The organism is Streptomyces sp. PH9007 (assembly GCF_059813725.1).
Genome location: NZ_CM187440.1, coordinates 3,352,898 through 3,377,008 on the forward strand (window position 1 = coordinate 3,352,898; position 24,111 = coordinate 3,377,008).

Sequence of the window (24,111 nt, forward strand, 5' to 3'; positions counted from 1 at the left end):
CGCCCCTCGGGGGAAAGGACGGCCGGGCGTCTGCGGGAAGGGGACGCGATGCCGCCCTCCCTCCCTTCCATTGTGCTCCCGCGCGGTGCTTCCGCGGGCCCTGCTCGGTGCCCTACTTGGTGTCCAGATCCCGCCTGCCGAAGCCCGCCAGGCCAAGCGCCAGCAGGGCCGCGGCCAGCGCGGTGAGCGTCAGCAGGGACAGCCACGCGGCCCCGTCCAGGGCCGCCGCGGGCAGCTGCGGGACATGGCCGAAGGGGGAGAGATCGTTCAGCCAGGAGGGGAAGCCGATCAATTCCCCCAGATAGCCGCACACGAATGCGTACGCCGGCACGATCCACGCGGCGGGGCTCGCGCGCGGGAACCATCCGTACAGCACCGCCGCGAGCCCGGCCGTGACCCACAGCGCGGGGGCGTACGCCAGCGCCGCGCCCAGCGTCTTCCACAGCAGCGCGCCGTCCGATCCCGACAGCGCGCCGGTGGCGCCGAGGGCGAGACCGCCCACCGCCAGCACGGCGGTGCCGCCCGCCAGCGCCACCAGCAGATGGGAACCGGCCCACCGGGTACGGGACAGGCCCGTCGCCAGCACCGGCTCCGCCCGCCCCGCGCTCTCCTCGGCGTGCGGCCGCAGCGCCGCCATCACCACGTACACCGCCGCCACGATCGCCGGGACGATCAGCACCACGGACAGGAAGGACTCGGCCACGGTCGCCCCGCCGGCCCGCGCCACCTGCTCCCGCACCGCCTCGATGTCCTCGATCATCTTCTCGACGTCGCCCAGGATCGAGCCGTACATCACCCCCAGCAGCGCGAGCCCGGCGGCGAACGCCACCAGGACGCCCCGGTGCAGCCGCAGCGCGAACCCCAGCGGGTGTCCGAGGGCGGCGGAACCGGTCGGGGAGCCCAGCCGCTGCGCGCGCAACCCGGCGCCCACGTCCCGGCGTACCGACAGGGCGAACGCGCCCCACCCGCCGGCCGCCGCCAGCCCCACCGACAGCAGCAGCGGCCACCAGTGGTCACCGGCGAACACATAGGTCCGCTGCGCCCACCCGATCGGCGACAGCCACGACAGCGCGCCGCCGCCGCCGTCCCCGCCCACGTCGCCGACCGCCCGCAGCGCGTACGCCACCCCGATGGCGGCCAGCCCCAGGCCGGAGGCACCGCGCGCGTACGGGGTGATCTGTACGGCGACGGCCGCCAGCGCCGCGAACACGAGCCCGGTGGCGGTGTGCGCCGCCCCGTACAGCAGCGCGCCTGTGGCGCCCTGCCCCCCCACGGCGGCCGTCACCCCGAGGCCCAGCAGCGCGTTGGCGAGGGCGGCGAGCACGAGCGCCGCCGCCAGCTGGGCGTGCCGCCCCAGCACGCCGGCCCGCAGCAGTTCGGCGCGCCCGCTCTCCTCCTCGGCCCGCGTGTGCCGCACCACCGTGAGGACACTCATGAGTCCGACCACGACCAGGACGAAGCCGAGCATCTGGTGGCCGAGCATCGCGCCGAAGCCGTAGTCCCCCTCCAGATAGCGGGCCGGGCCGGTCATGGCGAGCCCGGCCGGGCTGCCGAGGGTGTCGGCGACGGCCTGCCGGTCGGCGGCGTCCGCGTAGGTGGACTCGAAGCTGGAGAGCGAGGAGGCGGTGCCCAGGACGAGGGCGCCGATCCACACCGGCAGCCGTACCCGGTCGCGGCGCAGCGCGAAGCGCAGCAGGACTCCGGTGCCGGTCAGCGCGCCGGCCGGGGCACTGTCCCGGGTGGGCGGGGGGAGGGGCGCGGTGCCGGGCGCCGTCGTGGTGGCGGCGGTCACCGGTGGGCCGCCAGTTCGTCGCCGTAGTGCCGCAGCATGAGTTCCTCGAGGGTCGGCGGATGGCTGACCAGCGACCTGACCCCGTACCCGGACAGCTCCCGCACCACCGCGTCCAGCCGGGCGCCGTCCACCGTGAAGCGCACCTCACCGGGCGCCTCGCCGCCGCGCAGGTCGTGCACCCCGGCGACCTGGGCGAGCCCGGCCGCCGGGCGCTCGGTGACCGCCTCGATGGTGGTGCGGGTCAGGTGCCGCATCTCCTCGAGGGTGCCGGTCTGGACGGTCTTCCCGAGCCGGATGATGCTCACCCGGTCACACAGCTTCTCGACCTGGGCCAGGATGTGGCTGGAGAGCAGCACGGTCTTCCCGGCGGCCTTGGCCTGGAGGATGACGTCCTGGAAGACGACCTCCATGAGCGGGTCGAGGCCGGCGGTGGGCTCGTCCAGCAGGAGGAGTTCGGCGTCGGAGGCGAGGGCGGCGACGATGGCCACCTTCTGCCGGTTGCCCTTGGAGTAGGTGCGGCCCTTCTTCGTCGGGTCGAGGTCGAAGCGCTCGATCAGCTCCGCGCGGCGCCGCGCGTCGAGCCCGCCGCGCAGCCGGCCGAGGAGGTCGATGGCCTCACCGCCGGTGAGGGAGGGCCACAGTTCGACGTCGCCCGGTACGTAGGCCAGCCGCCGGTGCAGGGCCACCGCGTCGGCCCAGGGGTCGCCGCCGAGCAGTGTGGCCGTTCCGGTGTCGGCGCGCAGCAGGCCGAGCAGGACACGGATGGTGGTGGATTTGCCGGCGCCGTTGGGGCCGAGGAAGCCGTGCACCTCGCCGGAGCGGACGGTCAGGTCGAGGCCGTCGAGGGCGCGGGTCCTGCCGAAGGTCTTCACGAGCCCCGTCACCTCGATGGCGGTGGGGGGAGTTGCCTGGGTCATCTCTCGAAGTTATCGAACTTTCAGTAATGTGTGAAGTTAAGAAAGCGCCAAGGGGGGCGGCCGGCGATGAGATGGGAGTATGAGCAGGTGAACGATCAGCAGCCCCGGGACGAGGCAGCCGTGGCGGCCTTCGTGGAACGGTTCGCCGCCGACCTCATCGAAGCCGGCATGGCCCGGATGCCGGCCAGGATCTTCGCCTGCCTGATGGCCTCGGAGGAGGGGGTCCTCAGCGCCGCCGAGATCGGCCGCCGGCTCCAGGTCAGCCCGGCCGCCGTCTCCGGCGGCGTGCGCTACCTCGCCAACGTGCACATGGTCAGCCGCGAACGCGAGCCCGGCTCCCGGCGCGAGCGCTACCGCCTCCACCAGGACGTCTGGTTCGCGGCCCTGCTCCACCGCGACCCGATCATCGCGCGCTGGACGGCCAGCATGCGGGCCGGTGCCGCGGTCGTCGGCACTGGCACCCAGGCAGCCGAACGGCTCGCCGAGACCGCCGACTTCATGGTCTACCTCCAAGAGGAGCTGGGCGGGATGCTGGAACGCTGGCGGGCCCGCCAGGCCGTCGCCGGCGGCACCGGCACCCATGCGGGCAACGGCAACGGCACCAGCACCGGCACCATGGGCACAGCCCTGCCCCCCGCCGCCGACTAACCCCGCGGCATCCGCAGCCGCAGTCCACCCTCCAGCACGGTCCAGGTCCGCGCCCGGGTCGGCCCGCAGTCCATCGCGTCCGCCCGGTACCGGAACCCCTGCCCCGTCTGCCCGGTCACCGTCACCGACGCCGCCCGCACCCGTAGCTCGGACCCACCCCGGACCACCACCTCGGCCAGTCCGCCCGCGGCCCGCACCGACACCGCCGTCACCGGCCGGTCGCCGACCACCAGCACCCGCCCGTCCGCCTCCACCCGCAGCCGCTCACCGCGGACCTGGGCGGCGCCGAACCCGCGCCGCCACCACGGCACCACCGGCGGACGCGGCGCCGGAATGCCCAGCGCCCCGAGCACCACGTCCCCCGCGTCGTCCGTCAGCAGGTCCAGCGGGCGGTCCGCGCCCGCCAGCACCGCCCGCGAGGCGGCCACCGCGTCCGTCGGCACCCCGAGGCCGCGCGCCAGCGCCACCGCCGGACCCGCGCCCACCGGCACCATCGCCAGCGGCGCCACCGCCAGCTCACCCGCGCGGTGCAGCGCCCGTACCGCGCGGACCAGCGCCCGGTCGTCCCCGACGATCACCACCCGGTGGCTGCCGCGCCGGGCCAGCGCCCTCGACATCGCCTGCGGGCCCTCCAGCATGCGGACCTTGGCCTCACCCGCCCCCACACCCGCGCACAGCACATCGCGCGCGATCCTTACCGATTCCCCATCCGCACGCCGTGCCGCCGGGTCGATGACGATGAGCACCTGTTCGCCTCCCGCCCCCATCTCCCGTAAGCTCTCTGTGCAAGAGCCCCTGTCGCGATTGCGCCAGGGGTTTCGTCGATCCGGGGCAGCTGACTTTCCAATGCCCCGCTCGGAAGGGGTGTACGCCTGTGCCCGCACTTGTGCTGCTCGGCGCTCAGTGGGGTGATGAAGGCAAGGGCAAGGCCACCGATCTGCTCGGCGGTTCGGTTGACTACGTGGTGCGTTACCAGGGCGGCAACAACGCCGGTCACACGGTCGTCGTCGGCGACCAGAAGTACGCGCTGCATCTGCTGCCCTCCGGCATCCTCTCCCCCGGCTGCACCCCGGTCATCGGCAACGGCGTCGTCATCGACCCCAAGGTCCTCTTCTCCGAGCTGGACGGCCTGAACGCCCGCGGGGTGGACACCTCGCGGCTGCTGGTGAGCGGCAACGCCCACCTCATCACCCCCTACCACGAGACCCTCGACAAGGTCTCCGAACGCTTCCTGGGCAAGCGGAAGATCGGCACCACCGGTCGTGGCATCGGCCCGACCTACGCCGACAAGATCAACCGGCAGGGTATCCGGGTCCAGGACCTGTTCGACGAATCGATCCTGCGGCAGAAGGTCGAGGCGGCCCTCGACCAGAAGAACCAGCTGCTGGCCAAGCTGTACAACCGCCGCGCCATCGGCATCGACGAGATCACCGGCGAACTGCTCGGCTACGCCGACCGGCTGCGCCCGTACGTCGCCGACACCACCCTCCTCCTCAACCGGGCGATCGACGAGGACAAGGTCGTGCTGCTGGAGGGCGGCCAGGGCACGCTGCTGGACGTCGACCACGGCACGTACCCCTTCGTCACCTCCTCCAACCCGACGGCGGGCGGCGCCTGCACGGGTGCGGGCATCGGCCCGACGAAGATCAGCCGGGTGATCGGGATCCTCAAGGCGTACACGACGCGGGTCGGCGCCGGTCCTTTCCCGACCGAACTGGAGGACGAGGACGGCGAGGCGCTGCGGCGCATCGGCGGCGAGTTCGGCGTCACCACCGGGCGCGACCGGCGCTGCGGCTGGTTCGACGCGGTGATCGCGCGGTACGCGACCCGGGTCAACGGGCTCACCGACTTCTTCCTCACCAAGCTGGACGTGCTCACCGGCTGGGAGCGCATCCCGGTCTGCGTGGCGTACGAGATCGACGGCCGCCGGGTCGAGGAACTGCCCTACAGCCAGACCGACTTCCACCACGCCAAGCCGGTGTACGAGTACCTGCCCGGCTGGAGCGAGGACATCACCAAGGCGCGCTCGGTGAAGGACCTGCCGGTCAACGCGCAGCGGTACGTGCAGACCCTGGAGGAGCTCTCCGGCGCCCCGATCTCCGCGATCGGCGTCGGCCCCGGGCGGGACGAGACGATCCAGATCAACTCGTTCCTGTAACCGCGCACCTCGGTACAACGGCCGGGGGCCGGAACGCGGATCGCGTTCCGGCCCCCGGCCGTTCGTTCTCGCCGTGTGCGGCGCCGCCGGTCAGTACCGGCTCTGGTACGCGCCGGTCAGCGTGTCCGAGAGGGTGGCGCCCTCCAGGGGCTCCATCGTCAGCTCCGGCGCCTCGCTGTCCTCGTCGGAGGTGACGTGGTAGGCGGGCAGCGGGTCGCAACCGCCGCTGGTGACCTCACCCGGGCTGACGGTCATGCCGTCGCCGTTGATGTCGCCGGACACCATCTGGAACTCCCAGGTGCAGGAAGAACCGGTGACGGTCAGCGCCGTCTGGCCCGGGTAGGCGATGGTCTCCGGGGAGACGGTGGCCGAGCCCGCACCCGGGATGTCCACCACCCAGGACTTGCTGATCAGCGCGTACGGCATGGCGTCGCGCTGCACGCCGCCGACCGCCAGCTCGAAGTCGGCCTCCATGCCCGCCGCCGGGACGGTCCAGGTGACCTCGGAGCCGTCCATCTCCAGCGTCTGGTTGCCGAGCGCCGAGCACGAGGCCGAGCTGGGCACGGTCTCGGTCATCTCGTTGGTGAACGTCAGCACCCCGCCGGTGGTGTCCAGCAGCGTGCCCTCGCCCTTGCACAGCACGTCGCCGTACAGGTCCCAGGTGGTGAGGTGGGGGTTGTAGTCGTCGTCGTACGAGACCTCCATCCGGCGCAGCGCGGTCTGGCCGGAGGGGTTCTCGACCTCCGCCTCCCACGCGTTGTAGATGTCGTACGGGATCTCGTTCGGGTCGATGTTCCCCGGCACCTCTTCGATCGGGTCCGGCTCGGGCTCGGGGTCCGGCTCCGGGTCCGTCTCCGGGTCGGTCTGCTCGGTCGGGTGGGGGTCCGGGTCCGCCTGGTTGTTCTTGTCGTCGTCACCGCTGGTCAGGGCCAGGGCCACGCCGACCGCGATGCCGAAGACGGCCACCGCCGCCGCGACGATGAGCCAGGTGAACTTCTTCTTGCCGTTCTGCCCGCCGGGTCCGCCGGGAGCACCCGGTCCGCCGGGGCCGCCCGGGCCCATCGGGTAGACCGCGTTCATGCTCTGGTGCCCGTACGGCGTGGGCTGCCCCGCGCCGGGGCCCTGCGGGTAGCCGTAGCCGGGTCCCTGCTGGCCCGGGTAGCCGTACCCGGTGGTGGGCTGGCCGTACGGCGTGGGCTGGGCCGTGCCGTACATCCCCGGCGGCGGCATCGCCGAGGTCATGGTCTGCATCGCGTCCATGCTGCCCGGACCCTGCCCCGGCACCGGGCTCGGCGGCGGGGTGCCCGGGGCTCCGGGGGCACCGTGGGCTCCGGGGGGCGTCATCTGCGTCGGGGTCGGCAGGGCACCGGGCGGCGGCGGGGTCACCGGGGCGCTCGGCGGGCCGGAGTTCGGCGGCGGCGACGCGGGCGCGGCCGGCGCGTTCACCGAGGACGGCGGCGCGGACGGCATCGCCGGCGGCGGCGACATGGCCGGCCGGGGCGGGGTCACCAGCGGGTCCTCGGAGTCCAGCAGCTCCACGGCGTGCTTGCCGAGCTTGGCGATCAGGGCGCCCGGCAGCCACGGCTCGTCGTCGCCGATCTCGTCGGCGTCGACCGTCCGCTCCAGCAGCGCGTTCAGCCCGGGCCGTTCGCCGGGGAACTGCGCCAGGCAGTCCTCGATCAGCGGGCGGATGCCGTCCGGCACCCCGTCCAGGTTCTTCTCGTCCTGGACGATCCGCAGCATGAGCGCGTGCATCGCGCTGTTGGCGTCGCCGAACGGGGTGTGCCCGGTCGCGGCGAACGTCAGCACCGACCCCAGGCAGAAGATGTCGCTGGCCGGGGTGACCAGTTCACCGCGGCACTGCTCGGGCGACATGAAGCCCGGCGAACCCACGGCCGCGCCGGTACGGGTCAGCCCCTCGCCGTGGGCCTCCAGCGCCCGGGCGATGCCGAAGTCGATGACCCGCGGGCCGTCGATGGTGAGCATGATGTTGGACGGCTTGAAGTCACGGTGCACCAGGCCGGCCGCGTGGATGTCGCGCAGCGCCTTGACGAGGCCGTTCGCGAGGATCAGCAGCGTGCGCTCGGGCAGCTTGCCGTAGGTGGAGGTGACCACCTCGTGCAGGGAGGGGCCGGCCACGTAGCCGGTCGCCACCCACGGCGTGTCGGCCTCGGTGTCGCAGTCCAGCACCGGCGCGGTGAACTCCCCGCCGACCCGGCGGGCGGATTCGACCTCCTGCTGGAAGCGGCGGCGGAATTCGGGCTGCCGGGCGAGTTCGGGCTGCACGAGTTTTACGGCCACCGTGCGTCCACGGTCGGAACGGGCGAGATAAACGCTGCCCATCCCGCCGGCGCCCAATTTCCCCAGCAGCCTGTACTGGCCCACACGTTGGGGATCGGTGGGCCCGAGCGGTTTCATGCTGTGGTACTCCTCTTCGCTCGCGTAAGCCCCCTGAGGATACGGGTGCCTGTACGTACACATGGGGACAGAAGCCGAACCGTAACCGGTTCCCGTTCTCGGGTGTGAGCTTGCGCTCCTTGCCAATTTGTGATCTGGATCATCGAATACCGATCACTTACTGATCAGTAGTCGTGTCAGCCGCTATTGCCGGTAGAAGTCCAGGGTCCGGCCGCCCGGATCGTCGATCCAGCCGACCGTGATCGTGTCATTGGTGCCCCGCGCGACCGTCAGCCGGGGAGCACTGAATTCGCCGCAGGAGTCCAGGCTCGCGGCGGACGCGGACTCCACGTAGACGTCCGGCCCCAGGACGACCTCCCGGTCGAAGACCTGCGCGAGGTTGTTCTCCCACACACAGGTGCCGCGATGGTGGTTCCACTCCTCGTAGGTGAGCACGACCTCGCCGATGGTGCCCTCGGAGACGGTCAGGGTGGTGGCCCACTCGACGCCGTCCTCGTCGGTCCAGGTGTCGCCCCACTCGCCGACCAGCAGATCGGGTACCGCGTCGCTCCCGGCGCGCTCCAGGTCGATCTCCTCGCCGGCGAGGGCGAGCGTCATGTCCTCTTCGCCGACGGCCACCATCCGCTGCACCTCGGGGGTGTCGGGGGTGGGGCAGTCGTCGTCCACCTCGTCGGCGGGCACGCTCCACACCGGCTCGGCCCGGAAGCCCAGCTCCTCGGCGTCCTTGTCGAAGGAGCTGAGCCGCATCTCGTAGGTGCACAGCAGATGGTCGGTCACGGCGGTCACCGTGCCGACGTTCTCGCCCTCCTCGCCCTGGACGACGTCCAGCCGCACCCCGTGCCAGACGTTCTCGCCCTCGTCGTCCACGGTGGTGTACTCGCCCTGCCAGGAGCCCAGATACGCCTCGGTGATCGCTTCGTCACCGCCGCCACCACCGCCGCCACCGCTGCCACTGCCGTTGATGACGTTGGCGGTGATGATGCCGCCCCCGATCAGGGCGACGAAGGCGACGCAGATGCCCGCGATCGCCGGGCCGGACAGCCGGCGGCCGGCGGTGCGGCCCGGGGGCTGGTGCGCCTGCTGCGTGTACACCTGCTGGGAGGGCGGGCCGAACCCGCCCGAGTGGTGCGCGTACGGGCCGGGTGCCGCGCCCGGCTGACTGTAGGGCGAGGGCACCGGGCCGCCGAAGGTGGCCTGGTGATGCGGCGGCTGGGCCACCGAGGGCGGCTGCTGCTGCTGCGCGGCGGCGGGCGTGGCCGGGGTCGCGAGCGCCGTCGGGGTGGGGGAGGAGGGCTCGGGCGCGGGCTCGGGCGAGGATGCGGGCGCGGCCACCGCCGGGGTGTCCGTGCGGCTCTCCGGGTCCTCGGAGTCCAGCAACTGGACGGCGTGCCGCCCCAGCTGGGCCACCAGCGCGCCCGGCAGCCAGGGCTCACCGTCGCGTTCGGCCGCCGTGTAGCGCTCCAGGTCATCCAGGGTGGGACGGGCCGCCGGTTCCTTCGCCAGACACGCGGAGATCAGGCCGCGCAACTGCTCGGGTATGCCGTCGAGTTCCGGCTCCTCCTCGGCGATCCGGAACAGCAGGATGTGCGCCCCGCTGTCCAGCGCCCCGTACGGGGTGCGCCCGGTGGCCGCGTACGCGAGCACCGAGCCCAGGCAGAACACATCACTGGCGGGGGTCAGCCGCTGGCCGCGTATCTGCTCGGGCGACATGAACCCGGGGGAGCCGACCGTGGCCCCGGTCCGTGTCACCCCGGCGCCGGGCTCCGACTCCAGGACGCGGGCGATGCCGAAGTCGATGACCCGGGGCCCGTCGATCGTCAGCAGCACGTTGGACGGCTTGAGGTCGCGGTGCACCAGACCGGCGGCGTGGATGTCGCGCAGCGCCGCGGTGAGACCGTTGGCCAGCAGCCGGATGCTGCGCTCCGGCAGCGGCCCGAAGTCACGGCCCACCACCTGGTGCAGGGAGGGGCCGGCGATGTAGCCGGTGGCGACCCAGGGCGTCGCCGCCTCGGTGTCGGCGTCCAGGACGGGCGCGGTCCAGCGGCCCCCGACCCGCTGGGCGGCGGTGATCTCCAGGGCGAACCGCCGCCGGAAGTCCTGCTCCCGCGCCAGCTCACCGCGGATGGTCTTGACGGCGACGGTGCGGCCGCGGTCGGAACGGGCCAGGTACACCTGACCCATGCCGCCCTCGCCCAGTCTGGCCAGCAGCCGGTACTCACCTATGCGCTGCGGGTCCTGCGGCGTCAGCGGGTCCATGCGAAACGAACTCCCCCGTTCGAAACCTTCGTGCCTCACTGAGGATAGAGGCCCTCCGGCGCGGCTCTGTCAAGCCGCGTTGACCATCCGCTGCTCCTGAAGCCGGCTGAGCCGCTGGACGAAGACGATGGCGGCGATGGAGGCCACGAACAGCAGGAACTCGCTCACCAGCAGCACCCCGAGCACCACCTGGGCCGACTCGATGCTCGACACGCTCGTCCAGGAGTCCCAGGCGAGCGGAAGGTGGAGGCAGGCCATCCACAGCGCCCACAGCACCCACCAGAAGTCGACCGCCTTCATGGGCGGATACGCCTGCGGATGGCTGGCCCGCCAGATGTCCCGGGCGATGCCCCGGGGCAGGAAGAGCATCCCGATCGGAATGAACCAGGACCCGATCGCCATCCCCTTGCCGTACCGGATCCGGCCCGGCGCGAAGATCTCGGCGTTGTGCCGCACCCGGTAGAACCAGATGAGCCACAGCACGATCACCACGCACTGGAGCAGCAGGGCGCCCGCGGCCAGGATCGCGGTCAGCGTCACGATGGTGCGGATCTCGCTGTTGTCGGCGAAGCCGGAGATATCACCGCCCCAGCCCGTCATCCGCTCAACGATGTCGATGTACTGACTGAGGCTGAACGTCGAGATGACCGCCGTGAGCACCAGCAGCCAGGTCAGCGCCGTGGCCAGCCCCTTCACGGGCTTGGTGCCGTGCAGGCGCCCCCCGGGGCCACGGCTGCCGCCCCCGGAACCCGCCTGCGGCGTGCGCGGTGCGGCGGCGTGCGCCGCGTGGGCGACCGGGGAGACCAGCGGCGTGGTGAGCGCGGGGCCGAACCCGGCCGGGGCCGAGGGCACACCGCTGTACGCCGGGGCGGCCTGCGGCCCGCCGTGCGGCGGGGTCTCGGCCAGGGCGACGGCCGGCGGCACCGTCGGCTGGGCCTGCTGCTCGGCCGCCGCCGGCTGCTGCTCGGCCGCCGCAGGACCGGCCCGCCCCATGGCCGGCAGGGGGTCCTCCCGGTCCAGCAACTGAACGGCGTGCCGTCCCAGTTGGGCCAGCACATCGGCGGGCAGCCAGGCGCCGCTCGGCGGTTCGCTGCCGGTCAGCTCCAGCAGCGAGTCGACGGAGGACCGAACCTCCGGGTCCTTGTGCAGACAGCCGCTGATCAGCTCGTGCAGCGGCCCGTCGGGCACCCCGTCCAGCTCGGGCTCCTCCTGCACGATCCGGTACATGAGGGCGTGCCCGCCGCTGTCGGTGGTGCCGAACGGCAGCTTGCCGGTGGCGGCGTACGCCAGCACCGAGCCGAGGCAGAACACGTCGCTGGCGGCCGACAGCCGCTTGCCCATGATCTGCTCGGGCGACATGAAGCCCGGCGAGCCGATCACCGAGCCGGTCCGGGTGAGGCCGCCACCGGTCACCCCGTCGTAGGCGCGTGCGATACCGAAGTCGATGACGCGCGGACCGTCGATGGTGATCAGTACGTTGGCGGGCTTGAGGTCCCGGTGCACCAGGCCCACGGCGTGGATGTCCCGCAGCGCCAGCAGCAGCCCGGAGGCCAGGGTCAGGACCGACTTCTCGGGCAGCGGCCCGTAGTCCTCCGACACCACCTGGTTGAGGGCGGGGCCGGCGATGTAGCCGGTCGCCACCCAGGGGGTGTCGGCGTCGGTGTCGGCGTCGAGCACCGGCGCGGTCCACTGCCCGCCGACCTTGCGGGCGATGGTGATCTCCTGGGCGAACCGCCGCCGGAACTCCGGCTCCCTGGCCAGCGCCGGCTGCACGGTCTTGACGGCCACGGTGCGGCCGCGGTCGGACCGGGCCAGGTAGACCTGCCCCATTCCGCCCTCGCCGAGCTTGCCCAGCAGCTGGTAGGCGCCGATGGCGGGCGGGTCTTCGGGCGCGAGCGGTCGCATGAGCGGCGTTTCCCTCCCCGTATTGCGGTCCCGAACGCCACCGAGAATAGAGGCCGGTCAGCCGGGTCCGTACCGCAGGAGCCCATGAACTGCCCGTGCGGGCAGGGCCGCGGGCACCCGGCACGGCCACGCAGCATACGCCGTATGTACGGTGCGTGCCCGTCCTGGTGCCCGAACCCGGCATACCGCCTGTACCGCCCGGCTCGACCCTTCCGTGCGGGCCGCCCGCGTGTGCCGGGCCCTTCACTGGACCTTCACCCCGGCTCCCTGCCTGGGTCCGGGCGCCGCCCCCGGCCCGCGCCCCGGCGCCGCCTCCCGTTCGTGCTCCGGTGCCGCCTCCGGTCCGGCAGTCGGGGCGGCGGACCCGCAGGGCCGCCCGTACGGCGCCCGCGCCCCGCCACAGGCAGCCCGCCCGCCCTGCCATCCAGGGGAACCACGCCTCCATCGCCCGCTCCCGCATCCCGCTCACCCCCGCGTCGTGCCCACCGTCACCACGAGCGTAGTGTGTGATTACAGAGAGTGACATCATCCGTTCGGGGGATTCTCCGCCTCCAGCCGGTCGAGGGCCTCGCTCAGCCGGCGGAGGGCCGCCAGTGCCCGCGCCAACTCCCCGTCCCCGCCCAGCGCCTCGCTCAGCCGGTCCGCGAACGCCGCGTGGTCGGGGCCGATCGCGCGCATCGCCTCCCGCCCCTCGGCCGTGGGCCCGAACAACTTCGCCCGCCGGTGCGCCGGATTGGGCTCGTATGCCGCGAGGCCGCGCTCCACCAGCAGGTCCGCGATCCGCTGCACGCTCTGCCGGCTGATGCCCATGGCCCGTGCGATGCCCGACACCGGCAGCGGTTCGTCGACGACCGCACCCAGCACCTGCCACCAGGCTGCCGTCAGCCCTGCCGGCCTGGCCAGCCCTTCGGCGACCGACAGAAACTGTCCGTTCAGCCGGAAGGCCGTCAGCGCCGTCCCCGAGAACAGCGCCTGCCGCTCGGCCCCCGCCCCGCTCCCGGCCCCCGCTCCGGCGGCGGCATCCGCGTCCCCGGGCCGCTCCGCGCTCACGCGCCCGCCACCACCGGGTACGCGGCGGCGTCGGACTCCGCGTACAGCCGGAACCACGCGTCGAGCACCTCGGGGGTGAAGACGCCGAGCCGCCGGAAGATCTCCCGCGCGAACGCCTCCTGGTCGGTGGGCCCGGCCGTGATCAGATCCCCGTCCGTCACGGCGTCGGCCTCCCGGTAGAGCGCGCCGCCCGCGTACCCGGTCATGGCCAGGACCGGCGCCGCCGCCCCGGTGTGCGCCCGGGTGTCCAGCAGTCCCTCGGCCGCCAGCCCCGCCGTCGCCCCGCAGATCGCCGCCACCGGCACCCCCGCGTCCAGGAAGCGCCGCGCGGTCCGCGCGAACGCCGCCGTCGGGCCCTCGCCGCTCTCCCATGCCGGGGAGCCCGGCAGGATCAGCAGCGCGCTGTCCGCCGGCCGCAGCTCGTCCAGGGCGAGGTCCGGCAGGACGCGCAGCCCGCCCAGCGTCGTCACCGGCCGGTCGGTGACGCCCACCGCCCGGACCCGGTACCCGCGTTGGCGCAGCTCGGCGATCGCGTGTCCGGGCTCCCAGTTGGCGAGGCCGTCGTACACGGCGAGGTGCACCGTGCTGTCCGTTGTCCGCGGGTGCGTTCCCGCTGCCCTGTCGCTCATGGCAGTATTCTGTCAAGTGGACAGGATGCTGTCAATGAAATCGGGGAACTGTAGTGTGGGTCGGCGTGATTCAACGCAGTACCCTGCGCGAGCAACTCGCCGATGCCCTGCGGGAAGAGATCCTGGCCGGCCGGCTGGCCCCCGGCGGCGAGTTCACCGTCCGGGAGATCGCCGAGCACTACGGCGTCTCCGCCACCCCCGTGCGCGAAGCCCTGGTGGACCTCTCCGCCCAGGGCCTGCTGGAGGTCGAGCAGCACCGGGGTTTCCGCATCCGCCAGGACACTCTCAGCGACTTCGAACGGCTGATCGAGGCGCAGGCGCTCGTCTGCCAGGGTGTGCTCCACCAGAACCCCACCCTCGCCCTGCCGCAGGCCGACCCCGGGGAGTTCACCTCCATCCGCCGCCGCGCCGCCGCTGCCCGGCAGGCCGCCCTCGGCGGCGATCTCGACATCCTCATCGGGTACGACCTGCGCTTCTGGCGCGAGTTCGACGCGCTGCTCACCAACCCCCACATCGGGGAGTTCATGGACCGGATGCGCGTCCGGTGCTGGGCGTACACCGTCCCCTATCTCCGCCGCCGGCACTCCCTCAACGGCCGGCTCTGGTCGGGGCACCTCGAACTCGCCGACGCCGTGGAGCGCCGCGACGCCAAGGACACCGAACGGCTCCTCGGCGCCCACCGCGCCCACACCCTCGCGCTGGCGATCGAACTCTCCGGGGCGTGACCCGGCCGACGGCGGGGGAGACCTCTCCCCACGAACACCCTCGCCGACCCCGACCCGACCCGGCCCCAACACCGACACCGACACCGAGGCCCCTACCCGTATCCGTACCGCACCACCTCCGAGCCGTCCGCCGAACCTCCCTCCGAGAGAACGTGATGCCGTGGCCTGTGATCTGTGGCTGGTCCCCCTTGTCGACGTGCTGTGCCACAGCCCCGACAACCCCTTCGCCGAAGAACTCGCCGAGTACGACCGCGCCCTGGCCGAGGCCGGCGCCCCGCCCGTCCCGGTGCACGGGTACGTCCCCGGCATGTCGGGCGACGTCGCCCCCGTCGCCGGCTTCGACTACACGGCCCTCCATCTCCTGCGCCGCGCCTACCTCCTGCGGCTCAGCGGGCTGCCCGTCACCCCGGTCGAGGACCTGGACGGCGACTACCAGCAGCTGCTGGAGATGTTCGAGGCCGCCGCTCAGCAGACCCACCTCGTGTGGCACTTCGACCACGCCGGCGCGTACGTCCCCGTCGACTTCCCGCACCCGCTCGTCACCGACTCCCTGCTGGCCGGCGGCGGGCCGCTGGGCTCCAGCCACGGTCTGCTGCGCGAGCTGGAGACGGTCGCCCCCGCCTTGGGCATCGACCCCTTCCACCCGCCGCCGAGCCCGCCGCCGCCCGGCCGCCCCACCCGGCTCGACGAACCGGCGCAGGGGTACGCGGACGACGGCCCGTTCGCCCGCGAGCGCCATGTCTGGCTGGGCCTGCACGCCGCCGCCACCCGCAGCCTCGCGCAGGGTTCGATGATCGTCTTCAGCTGATCCGGCGGCGGCCGCCGTGACGTTCAGGGGCGCGGTCCCTCCGGGGGCCGCTGCCTCGGCATGTTCGCCCGGCCGCCGCCCCCGCCGCTCCCGCCGGGCAGCGGCGCGAACCGCGCGCCGCCCACCGCCGGGCACTCCCCGTACCGCTCCTCCCGGTGCCCCCGCTCCGGCCCGATCTGGGCCGGCAGCGGGCCCGGCGCGGACCGGAACTCCACCATCCAGTCGGCGGTCTCCGCCCGCACCAGCTCGGCCAGGTCCTCCGAGAACCGCCGCAGCACCCACAGGCAGCGCTCCGCCGCGTCGCCGGCGCTGCCCTCGGCGGGCCCGAGCACCTCCCGTACGCTCTCCGCCGCCCAGTCGTACCGCAGCGCCTCCAGCCGCCGCCGTACCGCCTGCGCCACCGCCATGTCCCGCATCCAGCCCGAACTCAGGCCGAAGCAGCGGTCGGACGCCGCGCACAGGCCCGCGCCGAGCAGCGCCAGATACCCCCAGCCCGCCAGGGCGCCCCCGCCGCCGCCCCCGCCCGCCCCGGTGAACGCCAGCAGCGGCAGCCCGGCCCCCACCGCCAGCCCCGCCAGCATCCCGCCGCGCAGCGCCCGGGCCGCCCGTCGCTTGCGCTGCCGCGATTCCAGGTACCACTCCATGGTGGCCAGCGCCTCCCGCTCGGCGCGTTCGTACAGCTCCACCAGCCGGTCGGTGGGCTCGTGCCAGTCGGCGCAGGGGGCGGGGCCCCCGGTCAGATCCGCGCGCCGGGCGTGCTCCGGATGGCTCATCCCGCGACTCCCTGAAGAGGTATGAACGAACGAAGATCCCCTTTCCTACCCCGGGAAACAGCGGCGGACGGACCACTTTCGGAGTAATTGCGCCCGTAAGCGGGCGAGATCGGAGGGTGATTCCGTTTGCCTGCTCCGCTCCCCTCACCCGAAGGAGTGAGCCGGGCGGCGGCGCGGATAGGCTGCTGCCCGTGAGGATCCTTGTCATCGGCGGCGGTGCCCGCGAACACGCTCTGTGCCACGCCCTCTCCCGCGACTCCGAGGTGACGGCGCTGCACTGTGCGCCCGGCAACGCCGGGATCGCCGAGGTCGCGACCGTGCACCCCGTCGACGCCCTGGACGGCGCGGCCGTGGCCGCGCTCGCCGGAGAACTGGACGCCGCGCTGGTGGTCGTCGGCCCCGAGGCGCCGCTGGTCGCCGGGGTGGCGGACGCGGTGCGGGAGGCGGGGATCCCGGTCTTCGGCCCGTCCCGGGACGCCGCCCGCCTGGAGGGCAGCAAGGCGTTCGCGAAGGACGTCATGGCGGCGGCCGGAGTGCCCACGGCACGCAGCCACGTGTGTACGACGGCGGAGCAGATCGACGCGGCGCTGGACGCCTTCGGCGCCCCGTACGTGGTGAAGGACGACGGCCTCGCGGCCGGCAAGGGCGTGGTCGTCACCGAGGACCGCGCGCAGGCGCGGGAGCACGCCCTGGCGTGCGAGCGGGTGGTCATCGAGGAGTTCCTGGACGGCCCCGAGGTCTCGCTGTTCGCCGTCACGGACGGCACCACCGTCGTTCCGCTCCAGCCGGCGCAGGACTTCAAGCGCGCCTACGACGGCGACGAGGGCCCCAACACGGGCGGCATGGGCGCGTACTCGCCGCTGCCGTGGGCCCCGGCCGGGCTGGTGGACGAGGTCATGGAGACGGTCCTGGAGCCGACCGTGGCCGAACTGCGCCGCCGGGGCACGCCGTTCTCCGGGCTGCTGTACGCGGGTCTGGCGGTGACCTCGCGCGGCGTGCGGGTCATCGAGTTCAACGCGCGCTTCGGCGACCCGGAGACCCAGGCCGTCCTGGCGCGGCTGCGCACCCCGCTCTCCGGGCTGCTGTACGCGGCGGCCACCGATGAGCTGGCCGCGCTGCCGCCGCTGCGCTGGAGCGAGGGGGCGGCGGTGACGGTGGTCATCGCCTCCGAGGGCTACCCGGCGGCGCCGCGCACGGGCGATCCGATCACGGGGCTCGACACGGTGGCGGAGGTGGACGGCCCCGACGCGTACGTGCTGCACGCCGGTACGCGGCGGGGTGCGGACGGCGCGGTGCTGAGCGCGGGTGGCCGCGTCCTGTCGGTCACGGCCACCGGGGCGGACCTGACGGCGGCCCGCACCCGCGCGTACGCGGCGGTGGGGCGCGTCGAGCTGAAGGGCTCCCACTACCGCAAGGACATCGCGGAGGCGGCGGCGCTGGGGACGAACCCGGCCTGAGCCCCGCCGGGGTGCACCCCGGTCTCCCGCTTCCGGCGCCCCGGCCGCCCGACCCGGCCGGGGCGCCGGCGCGCGCCCGCCCGCTCCGGGCCGGGCCGGGACCCGGTACGCCCTCGTACGGCCCGGCCGTCGGTGCCTTTCCGCCACCGGCGGGTTTGCGTCGGGGTGGCTGAATCAGGTCGTCATCCTTTGCCCAAAGCCCCTCCATCGGGTGACCGATGGTGCTGTCCGGCTGACGCTCGCGCCGCGCGCAACTAGGGTGCGGCGGGAGTTGTCCCACGCCGGGCCGCCGTAGTGATCATGCGATCGGCTCAGCGCACATTGCGATGTCGCTCGGCGGTGCCACAGTGGGATGACGAGCGGTATCGGGGCTGGGCAGGCGGAGGGCAGGGGCATGGGGCAGCGTCAGCAGCACAGAGCCACACACTCCGCGCGCGACCACGCGCTGGCCGTCTTGCGCGCGCGCAACAGCGCGCTGGCGCTCGCGCTCCTCCCGTGCGCCGTCGGCGTCGTGCTGTTCGCCGCGGGTCCCGGCGTGCCGGACGCCGTACGGTGGCCGGTGGCCGCCCTTGCCGTCGTCACGATCGGGGTGGCCGTCGCCGTCGGCGTGCTCATCACCCGCGCCAGGCCGGCCGTCACGCCCACCGTCGAGGTGCCGGAGGCCGCCGCCCCGGCGCTGCACGGCCTGATACGGGACCTCGCCGACCGCCTCGCCGTCCCGCACCCCGGGGGGATCGCCCTCACCCCCGACTGCGACAGCTGGCTGGAGGAACAGCCCCGGGCCCGGGATACGGGTGGCCCCCGTCCCGAGCCGTCCGCCGACACCCGTGCCCCGGTTCTGGTGATCGGGTCCCCCTTCCTGTGGTGGATGCGGGTCAGCGAGCTGCGCGCCCTGCTCGCACCCGTCGTCGCCGGCACCGGCCCCTCCGCCCACCCCGACATCGCCGCGGCCCGCCGCTGCGTCCGCAGCTGGGACGCCGCCGCGGGGCTCGCCGCCGCGGCCTCGCCCCTGCGGCATCCGCTGCTCGGCTTCTCCGGCCTGGTCGCCCGGCTGCTGCTGCGCGCCGCCGGAACGCACGCCGCCGAGATGGAACGCGGGGTGGCCGCTGCCGCCTCCGCCCGCGCGCACAGCGTGGATCACGGCGTGCGGATGGCCGCCCAGGAACAGGTCGGACTCGCCTACGCGGGCTGGGACCGGCTGCTGACCAAGGTCGCGCTGCCCGCCTGGCGCGTCGGCCGCTGGCCGCGCCGCCTCAACGCCGGTGTCGTCTCCGCCCTCACCGAACTCTCCCGCCGCGACCGGCTCGCCCCCCAGGGCTTCGCCTCCCGGCTCGGCGAACGCCCCGCCTGCGATCTGCTGGAGGAGCCGGGACGGATGGACGAGGAGATCTCCTTCCTCGCCGCCCGGCTGTTCCACGGCGGCCCCGCGCAGGGCGGCGCGCCCTGGGCGCCGCTGGACTGGGCCGCCTACCCGGAGGAGGTCGTGGACCGCATCTGGCGGGACCGCGCGGCCCGGCTGTTCGCCGCGCTGGACACCGAGGAGACCCCGACCCTGGCCCGCGCGCTCAGCGAGCTGACCGAGGCCGCCACCGGGCCCGGCGGCGCCGACGCGCTCGCCGCCAGGATCGGCGCCGCCACCCCGCCCCGCACGGCGCAGGAGCCGCCCCCGGCCGCCGCCGACGTCCACACCGGCCTGGTGGCACCGCTCGGCTTCCCCGCCCAGCCGCCGCCCAGCGGACGGGAGTTGCTGGTGGAACACGTGGCCGCCGCGGTGTGCTGCGCCGCCGCCGACACCACCGGCGCCACCCCGGCCCTCGACTGGCTGGACGGGCCGGTGCTGCGGACCGGCAGCCCGCGCCGCCGCGCCGATCTGAAGCGGCTGGGCGGCTGCGTGCACAGCCTTGTGGACGAGGCGGACCCCGAGCCGCTGCGCGCCTGGCTGACGGCGGCCGGGGTACGGCCGGACAAGCCCGTACGCCTGGTCTGAGCCGGCGGGCCGGGGCCGGCGCACCCCGGTGCTAGGGTGACGCCCCTCACTCCAGGGGGCGGACGGCACATGACAGAACCGAGCGGATTCCTGATCGGCGGGGACCTGGCCGTACGACGGCTCGGCTTCGGCGCCATGCAGCTCCCCGCCTCTCCCGCGGCGGCCCGGGAGAACGCGGTCGCCGTCGCCCGGCGGGCCGTCGAACTGGGCGTCACGCTCATCGACACGGCCTATCTGTACGGCGGTGGAGCCAACGAGGAACTGCTCGTCGAGGCCCTCCACCCCTATCCGGACGGACTGGTGATCACCACGAAGGTGGGCGTCGCGCGTTCGGCGGCCACCAATGAATGGGAACTCAACGGTCGGCCGGAGGTACTGCGGGACCAGGCCGAGCGCGGCCTGACCCGGCTGCGCCTGGAGCGGCACGCCCTGCTCCAGCTGCACCGCGTCGATCCGGCAGTGCCGCTCGCCGACCAGCTGGGCACGCTGCGCGAGCTGCGCGACGAGGGCAAGATCGCCCGCATCGGGCTCTCGGAGATCACCGTCGCCCAGCTCGCCGAGGCCCGGCAGATCGTCGAGGTGGCGAGCGTGCAGAACCGCTACAGCGTCTTCGACCGTGAGCACGAGCCGGTGCTCGACGCCTGTACGGCCGCGGGCATCGCGTTCCTGCCCTGGCGGCCGGTGGCCGGTGCGGGAGAAGAGGCGGCCGGGGGCCTCCCGGGGGAGGTCGCCGCCGTCGCGGCCGAACTGGGAGCTACCCCCACCCAGGTGGCGCTCGCCTGGTTGCTGGAGCGCTCGCCTGTCGTCCTCCCGATCCCCGGCACCGCCGACCTCGCGCATCTGGAGGAGAACGTCGCCGCGCAGCGGATACGGCTGACCCTGGAACAGCGCGAGCGCCTGGACGCGCCCGCCGTCTGAGCCGCCCGCCGAGACCGGCCCCGCCGGGCCCCGCTCCTCTCCGGGGCGTTCCCCTGGCGGGCCCGGCTCCCCCGGAGCTCGCCCCCGCCCGCCCCGGCCGGGCCCCTCCCACCCCCCGCCCACCGCTGCGGAGGCAATCACCTCCAGCCATTTCACGACGAACGGTGACAACGCCCTCGCGATGTGTGATGTGCTGGTTCGGCAGTGGAGTTGGGGCGGAGGAGGGGACCTTGTCTCTGGGATCTGTGGGAACCGATCGGATCCGGCGGTGGGAGTCGGGCGCCCTGGCGCACGCCGTGTCCGATCCGTTCGGGCAGGGCCCGCTGCCCTGGCTGCGCGGCAGCGAGCACTACTTCGACGACACCGGACGAGTCGTCCCGTGGTACGTGGACCCCGACGCCCAGGGGCTATGTTCCCCAGGTCGGCGGGGGGACGACCAGCCCGCCGCGGGCCCCCGCACCCCCGATGACGTCGACTGCCAGATCAAGGGTTTCGCCCCGCAGAGCGCCGTCGCGCCCGGCCAGTCCCTCGACTTCCGGGTCACGGTGAACCCGCCCCAGGACTTCTCCATCGACATCTACCGGATCGGGCACTACGCGGGCGACGGCGCCAAGATGCTCACCCGCAGCCCCACCCAGCGCGGCACCCGGCAGCCGGAGCCGCTGCTCGCCGACCGCACCGCCTCCTGCCACAACTGGTGGCTCTCGTGGCGGCTCCAGGTCCCGCCCGACTGGCGGCCCGGCGCGCACGTCGCCGTCCTCACCACCGCGGATGGCCGATTCCGTTCGCACGTACCTTTCACTGTCCGGGACGACCAGCCCGCCGATCTGCTCCTGCTGCTCCCCGACATCACCTGGCAGGCGTACAACCTCTTCCCCGAGGACGGCCGCACCGGCGCCAGCCTCTACCACGCCTGGGACGCCTCGGGTCATCTGCTGGGCGAGCAGGACGCCGCCACCACCGTCTCCTTCGCCCGCCCCTTCGCCGGCGCCGGCCTGCCGCTGCACGTCGGGCACGCCTACGACTTCATCCGCTGGGCCGAGCGCTACGGCTACGACCTCGCCTACGCCACCGCCCGCGATTTGCACGCGGGCCGCGTCGACACCTCCCGCTACCGCGGTCTGATCTTCCCCGGGCACGACGAGTACTGGTCGGTCCCGATGCGCCGCGCCGTCGAGCACGCCCGTGACACCGGCACCTCGCTGGTGTTCCTGTCGGCGAACACCATGTACTGGCAGGTCGAGCTGAGCGCGCTGCCCTCCGGCGACGAGGACGGCCTGCTGCGCTGCCGCAAGCGCCACGGCCCCGGCCGGCCCGCCCTGTGGCGCGAGCAGGGCGAGCCCGAGCAACTGCTGCTCGGCGTGCAGTACGCGGGCCGGGTGCCCCGCCCGTACCCGCTGGTGGTCCGCAACGCCGACCACTGGCTGTGGGAGGCCACCGGCGCCGCCGAGGGCGACGAACTCCCGGGCCTGGTCGCCGGGGAGGCCGACCGCTACTACCCGCGCACCGCGCTGCCCGACAGCGAGAGCCGGATCCTGCTGGCCCACTCCCCGTACCGCGACGAGTCCGGGGCCCGCCGCCACCAGGAGACCTCCCTGTACCGCGCGCCCAGCGGGGCCTGGGTGTTCGCCTCCGGCACCTTCGCCTGGTCGCCGGCGCTGGACCGCCCGCAGCACACCGACACCCGGATCCAGAAGGCCACCGCCAACCTCCTGGACCGCATCTGCAAACGGGACTGACGGGGCGGGCCCCGCGCGCCGGTCACCGGCCGCCATGCGTGAGAATGAACGCCGCGTGGCCCATCGACCGACCGACCGCTTAGCCGCCAGGAGGCACAGTGCCAGGATTCGTCACGAAGCCTGAGCCCGCGCGGGTGCCCGGTCTTGTGCATCTGCACACCGGGAAAGTCCGCGATCTCTACCGCAACGAGGCCGGTGAACTGATCCTCGTCGCCACCGACCGGATCTCCGCCTACGACTGGGTGCTGCCCAACGGGATCCCCGACAAGGGCCGCATCCTGACCCGGCTGTCGCTGTGGTGGTTCGACCAGCTCGCCGATCTGGTGCCGGGGCATGTCATCTCCACCGAGGTGCCGGCCGGCGCCCCCGCCGACTGGGCGGGCCGGGTGATGGTCTGCCACGCGCTGGACATGGTCCCGGTGGAGGCGGTGGCCCGTGGCTACCTGACCGGTTCCGGGCTCGCGGAGTACGAGCGCGACCGTACGGTGTGCGGCCTGGCCCTGCCGGCCGGCCTCGTCGACGGCTCCGAACTGCCCGCCCCGATCTTCACCCCGGCCACCAAGGCGGCGGTGGGGGAGCACGACGAGAACGTCAGCTACGAGGAAGTCGCCCGCCAGGTCGGCGCCGAGACGGCGGCTCAGCTGCGCCAGGCCACCCTGTCGGTGTACGGGCGGGCCCGGGACATCGCGCGGGACCGCGGGATCATCCTGGCCGACACCAAGTTCGAGTTCGGCCGCCGGCCGGGCGCGGGAGAGGGTGCCCAGGAAGGCGAGCTGGTGCTCGCCGACGAGGTGCTGACCCCGGACTCCTCGCGCTTCTGGCGCAAGGACGAGTGGGAGCCCGGCCGCCCGCAGAACGCGTACGACAAGCAGTTCGTCCGCGACTGGCTGTCCTCCCCGGCCTCCGGCTGGGACCGTACGGGCGACACCCCGCCGCCGGAACTGCCGCAGGAGGTCGTGGACCGTACCCGCGAGCGCTACACGGAGGCGTTCCGGCTGCTGACGGGCACCGCGTGGGACTGACCGTGAACGGTCAAGTGGGCCCCGGCCTGGCCGGGCCGGGGCCCACTTGGTAAAAACTCCCCCAACAGGCATGCCGCCGGGCCCGACCACCCCGGCACCGCACCGCCCGAACGGGGAAGAACATGCACGCCGGCACGGATCGCAGCCAGGACAGCCCGCGCGGGCCCGGACGAACAGGGCGCGATGACCGGTCCGGTCCCGCCGTCCCCGCCGACCGCATCGGGCGGATCGAGCGGCTCACCGACCCGGCCGCCATCCGCGACCGCATCGAGGAACTCGCCTTCCACGCCCGCGAGGACATCCTCACCCTCGTCCCGCACACCGAGCTGTCTGCCGCCTACCTCGCCTGGATCCGCCCGCTCGCCCTGCGCTGTCTGCGCCGTGGCGTGGCCTTCCGCACCGTGATGCTCTGCGAGACCCTGGAGGACCCGGCCACTGCGGCGTACCTGCGCGAGATCGAACGGCACGGCGCCCGGGTGCGGCTGATCCCGCACGCCACCGAACGGCTGCTGGCCTGCGACTCCCGCGCCGTGGCGCTCCCGCTGGGCGGCGGCCCCACGGTCGAGCACGGGGCGCTGTTCACCGAGGAGCCGGCCATCGTGGCCAGCGTCCGGGCGCTGTTCGAGCGCGCCTGGGAGCGGGCTACCCCGCTCACCCCCGCGCCGACCCCGACCGAGAACGTCCGGCTGATCCTGGCCGCGATGTGCTCAGGTGCCAAGGACGAGACGGCGGCGCGCGGCATCGGCGTCTCGGTGCGCACCTACCGGCGCCGGATCGCCCATCTGATGGACCATCTCAACGCCGGCAGCCGGGCCCAGGCCGCCCTGCTGGCCCGGGACCGCGGCTGGATATGACACCGGACCGCCCGCTGGCCGACGCCTGAAATGTCCGCTTATTCTCATCGTGCGA

Annotated in this window: 19 protein-coding genes; 10 read left to right on the forward strand and 9 right to left on the reverse strand. The window is 73.7% G+C overall.

What is annotated here, in order from left to right:
* Nucleotides 1-112 precede the first annotated feature (112 nt).
* On the reverse strand, nt 113-1,792 hold the full coding sequence (locus ACTFAP_RS15305) for an ABC transporter permease (RefSeq protein ID WP_500466596.1): 1,680 nt from the start codon (nt 1,790-1,792) through the stop codon (nt 113-115).
* Entirely contained in the window at nt 1,789-2,709 is a 921-nt protein-coding gene (locus tag ACTFAP_RS15310; protein ID WP_500466597.1) for an ABC transporter ATP-binding protein, read from the reverse strand. The genes ACTFAP_RS15305 and ACTFAP_RS15310 overlap by 4 nt, the downstream gene beginning before the upstream one ends.
* A 66-nt stretch (nt 2,710-2,775) precedes the next feature.
* Between ACTFAP_RS15310 and ACTFAP_RS15315 the strand changes: the two genes are divergently transcribed.
* On the forward strand, nt 2,776-3,357 hold the full coding sequence (locus tag ACTFAP_RS15315; RefSeq protein ID WP_495681143.1) for a MarR family transcriptional regulator: 582 nt from the start codon (nt 2,776-2,778) through the stop codon (nt 3,355-3,357).
* On the opposite strand, the gene ACTFAP_RS15320 is transcribed toward ACTFAP_RS15315, so the two are convergent.
* Complete coding sequence (locus ACTFAP_RS15320) at nt 3,354-4,124, reverse strand: diacylglycerol kinase family protein (RefSeq protein ID WP_390115991.1); 771 nt, start codon at nt 4,122-4,124, stop codon at nt 3,354-3,356. The genes ACTFAP_RS15315 and ACTFAP_RS15320 overlap by 4 nt on opposite strands.
* A 107-nt stretch (nt 4,125-4,231) precedes the next feature.
* On the opposite strand from ACTFAP_RS15320, the gene ACTFAP_RS15325 reads away from it, so the two are divergent.
* Nucleotides 4,232-5,515, forward strand: a complete 1,284-nt coding sequence (locus ACTFAP_RS15325; RefSeq protein ID WP_400011978.1) for an adenylosuccinate synthase — start codon at nt 4,232-4,234, stop codon at nt 5,513-5,515.
* Between the two features lie 90 nt (nt 5,516-5,605).
* On the opposite strand, the gene ACTFAP_RS15330 is transcribed toward ACTFAP_RS15325, so the two are convergent.
* From ACTFAP_RS15330 to ACTFAP_RS15350, 5 genes are all read right to left on the reverse strand, one after another.
* Nucleotides 5,606-7,933 carry a serine/threonine-protein kinase gene (locus tag ACTFAP_RS15330; RefSeq protein ID WP_500466598.1) on the reverse strand — a complete coding sequence of 776 codons (2,328 nt, stop codon included), beginning with the start codon at nt 7,931-7,933 and terminating at the stop codon, nt 5,606-5,608.
* A gap of 183 nt (nt 7,934-8,116) precedes the next feature.
* Nucleotides 8,117-10,189: a serine/threonine-protein kinase gene (locus tag ACTFAP_RS15335; RefSeq protein ID WP_500466599.1), complete on the reverse strand. Its 2,073-nt coding sequence runs from the start codon at nt 10,187-10,189 to the stop codon at nt 8,117-8,119.
* 69 nt (nt 10,190-10,258) lie between these two features.
* Nucleotides 10,259-12,094, reverse strand: a complete 1,836-nt coding sequence (locus ACTFAP_RS15340) for a protein kinase domain-containing protein (RefSeq protein ID WP_500466600.1) — start codon at nt 12,092-12,094, stop codon at nt 10,259-10,261.
* A 525-nt stretch (nt 12,095-12,619) separates the two neighbouring features.
* A complete protein-coding gene (locus tag ACTFAP_RS15345; protein WP_495684951.1) occupies nt 12,620-13,063 on the reverse strand; it encodes a MarR family transcriptional regulator in 444 nt (147 codons plus the stop codon).
* 77 nt (nt 13,064-13,140) lie between these two features.
* Entirely contained in the window at nt 13,141-13,773 is a 633-nt protein-coding gene (locus ACTFAP_RS15350; protein WP_500466601.1) for a DJ-1/PfpI family protein, read from the reverse strand.
* A gap of 65 nt (nt 13,774-13,838) precedes the next feature.
* On the opposite strand from ACTFAP_RS15350, the gene ACTFAP_RS15355 reads away from it, so the two are divergent.
* A complete protein-coding gene (locus ACTFAP_RS15355) occupies nt 13,839-14,498 on the forward strand; it encodes a GntR family transcriptional regulator (protein ID WP_390116000.1) in 660 nt (219 codons plus the stop codon).
* A 160-nt stretch (nt 14,499-14,658) separates the two neighbouring features.
* A complete protein-coding gene (locus tag ACTFAP_RS15360; protein WP_030733123.1) occupies nt 14,659-15,306 on the forward strand; it encodes a putative DNA-mimic protein in 648 nt (215 codons plus the stop codon).
* 23 nt (nt 15,307-15,329) lie between these two features.
* Here the strand turns inward: ACTFAP_RS15360 and ACTFAP_RS15365 are convergent, their stop codons facing one another.
* Nucleotides 15,330-16,079 (reverse strand): SLATT domain-containing protein, encoded by a 750-nt coding sequence (locus tag ACTFAP_RS15365; RefSeq protein WP_500466602.1) that lies wholly within the window; start codon nt 16,077-16,079, stop codon nt 15,330-15,332.
* 191 nt (nt 16,080-16,270) lie between these two features.
* Here ACTFAP_RS15365 and purD point away from each other — a divergent pair, with 191 nt between their 5' ends.
* The 6 genes from purD (at nt 16,271) to ACTFAP_RS15395 (ending at nt 24,056) form a co-directional block, all read left to right on the forward strand.
* The gene (gene purD / locus ACTFAP_RS15370; RefSeq protein WP_495681150.1) at nt 16,271-17,536 is read left to right on the forward strand and encodes a phosphoribosylamine--glycine ligase; all 1,266 of its coding nucleotides are present in this window, start codon (nt 16,271-16,273) and stop codon (nt 17,534-17,536) included.
* A 394-nt stretch (nt 17,537-17,930) separates the two neighbouring features.
* Nucleotides 17,931-19,523, forward strand: coding sequence for a hypothetical protein (locus ACTFAP_RS15375; RefSeq protein ID WP_500466603.1), 1,593 nt, complete (start codon nt 17,931-17,933; stop codon nt 19,521-19,523).
* Between the two features lie 69 nt (nt 19,524-19,592).
* Nucleotides 19,593-20,441 carry an aldo/keto reductase gene (locus ACTFAP_RS15380; RefSeq protein WP_500466604.1) on the forward strand — a complete coding sequence of 283 codons (849 nt, stop codon included), beginning with the start codon at nt 19,593-19,595 and terminating at the stop codon, nt 20,439-20,441.
* Nucleotides 20,442-20,686: 245 nt separating this feature from the next.
* Nucleotides 20,687-22,180, forward strand: coding sequence for a N,N-dimethylformamidase beta subunit family domain-containing protein (locus ACTFAP_RS15385; RefSeq protein WP_500469473.1), 1,494 nt, complete (start codon nt 20,687-20,689; stop codon nt 22,178-22,180).
* A 98-nt stretch (nt 22,181-22,278) separates the two neighbouring features.
* Nucleotides 22,279-23,202, forward strand: coding sequence for a phosphoribosylaminoimidazolesuccinocarboxamide synthase (locus ACTFAP_RS15390; RefSeq protein WP_495681152.1), 924 nt, complete (start codon nt 22,279-22,281; stop codon nt 23,200-23,202).
* A 122-nt stretch (nt 23,203-23,324) separates the two neighbouring features.
* Nucleotides 23,325-24,056, forward strand: a complete 732-nt coding sequence (locus tag ACTFAP_RS15395; protein ID WP_500466605.1) for a hypothetical protein — start codon at nt 23,325-23,327, stop codon at nt 24,054-24,056.
* Nucleotides 24,057-24,111 lie beyond the last annotated feature (55 nt).

Bases quoted from the DNA above. Each gene is read 5' to 3' on its own strand.
- ACTFAP_RS15330 (WP_500466598.1), bottom strand. From the start codon at position 7,933: ATGAAACCGCTCGGGCCCACCGATCCCCAACGTGTGGGCCAGTACAGG.
- ACTFAP_RS15350 (WP_500466601.1), bottom strand. From the start codon at position 13,773: ATGAGCGACAGGGCAGCGGGAACGCACCCGCGGACAACGGACAGCACG.
- ACTFAP_RS15315 (WP_495681143.1), top strand. From the start codon at position 2,776: ATGAGATGGGAGTATGAGCAGGTGAACGATCAGCAGCCCCGGGACGAG.
- ACTFAP_RS15335 (WP_500466599.1), bottom strand. From the start codon at position 10,189: ATGGACCCGCTGACGCCGCAGGACCCGCAGCGCATAGGTGAGTACCGG.
- ACTFAP_RS15380 (WP_500466604.1), top strand. From the start codon at position 19,593: ATGACAGAACCGAGCGGATTCCTGATCGGCGGGGACCTGGCCGTACGA.
- ACTFAP_RS15375 (WP_500466603.1), top strand. From the start codon at position 17,931: ATGGGGCAGCGTCAGCAGCACAGAGCCACACACTCCGCGCGCGACCAC.
- ACTFAP_RS15310 (WP_500466597.1), bottom strand. From the start codon at position 2,709: ATGACCCAGGCAACTCCCCCCACCGCCATCGAGGTGACGGGGCTCGTG.
- ACTFAP_RS15340 (WP_500466600.1), bottom strand. From the start codon at position 12,094: ATGCGACCGCTCGCGCCCGAAGACCCGCCCGCCATCGGCGCCTACCAG.
- ACTFAP_RS15365 (WP_500466602.1), bottom strand. From the start codon at position 16,079: ATGAGCCATCCGGAGCACGCCCGGCGCGCGGATCTGACCGGGGGCCCC.
- ACTFAP_RS15395 (WP_500466605.1), top strand. From the start codon at position 23,325: ATGCACGCCGGCACGGATCGCAGCCAGGACAGCCCGCGCGGGCCCGGA.
- ACTFAP_RS15320 (WP_390115991.1), bottom strand. From the start codon at position 4,124: ATGGGGGCGGGAGGCGAACAGGTGCTCATCGTCATCGACCCGGCGGCA.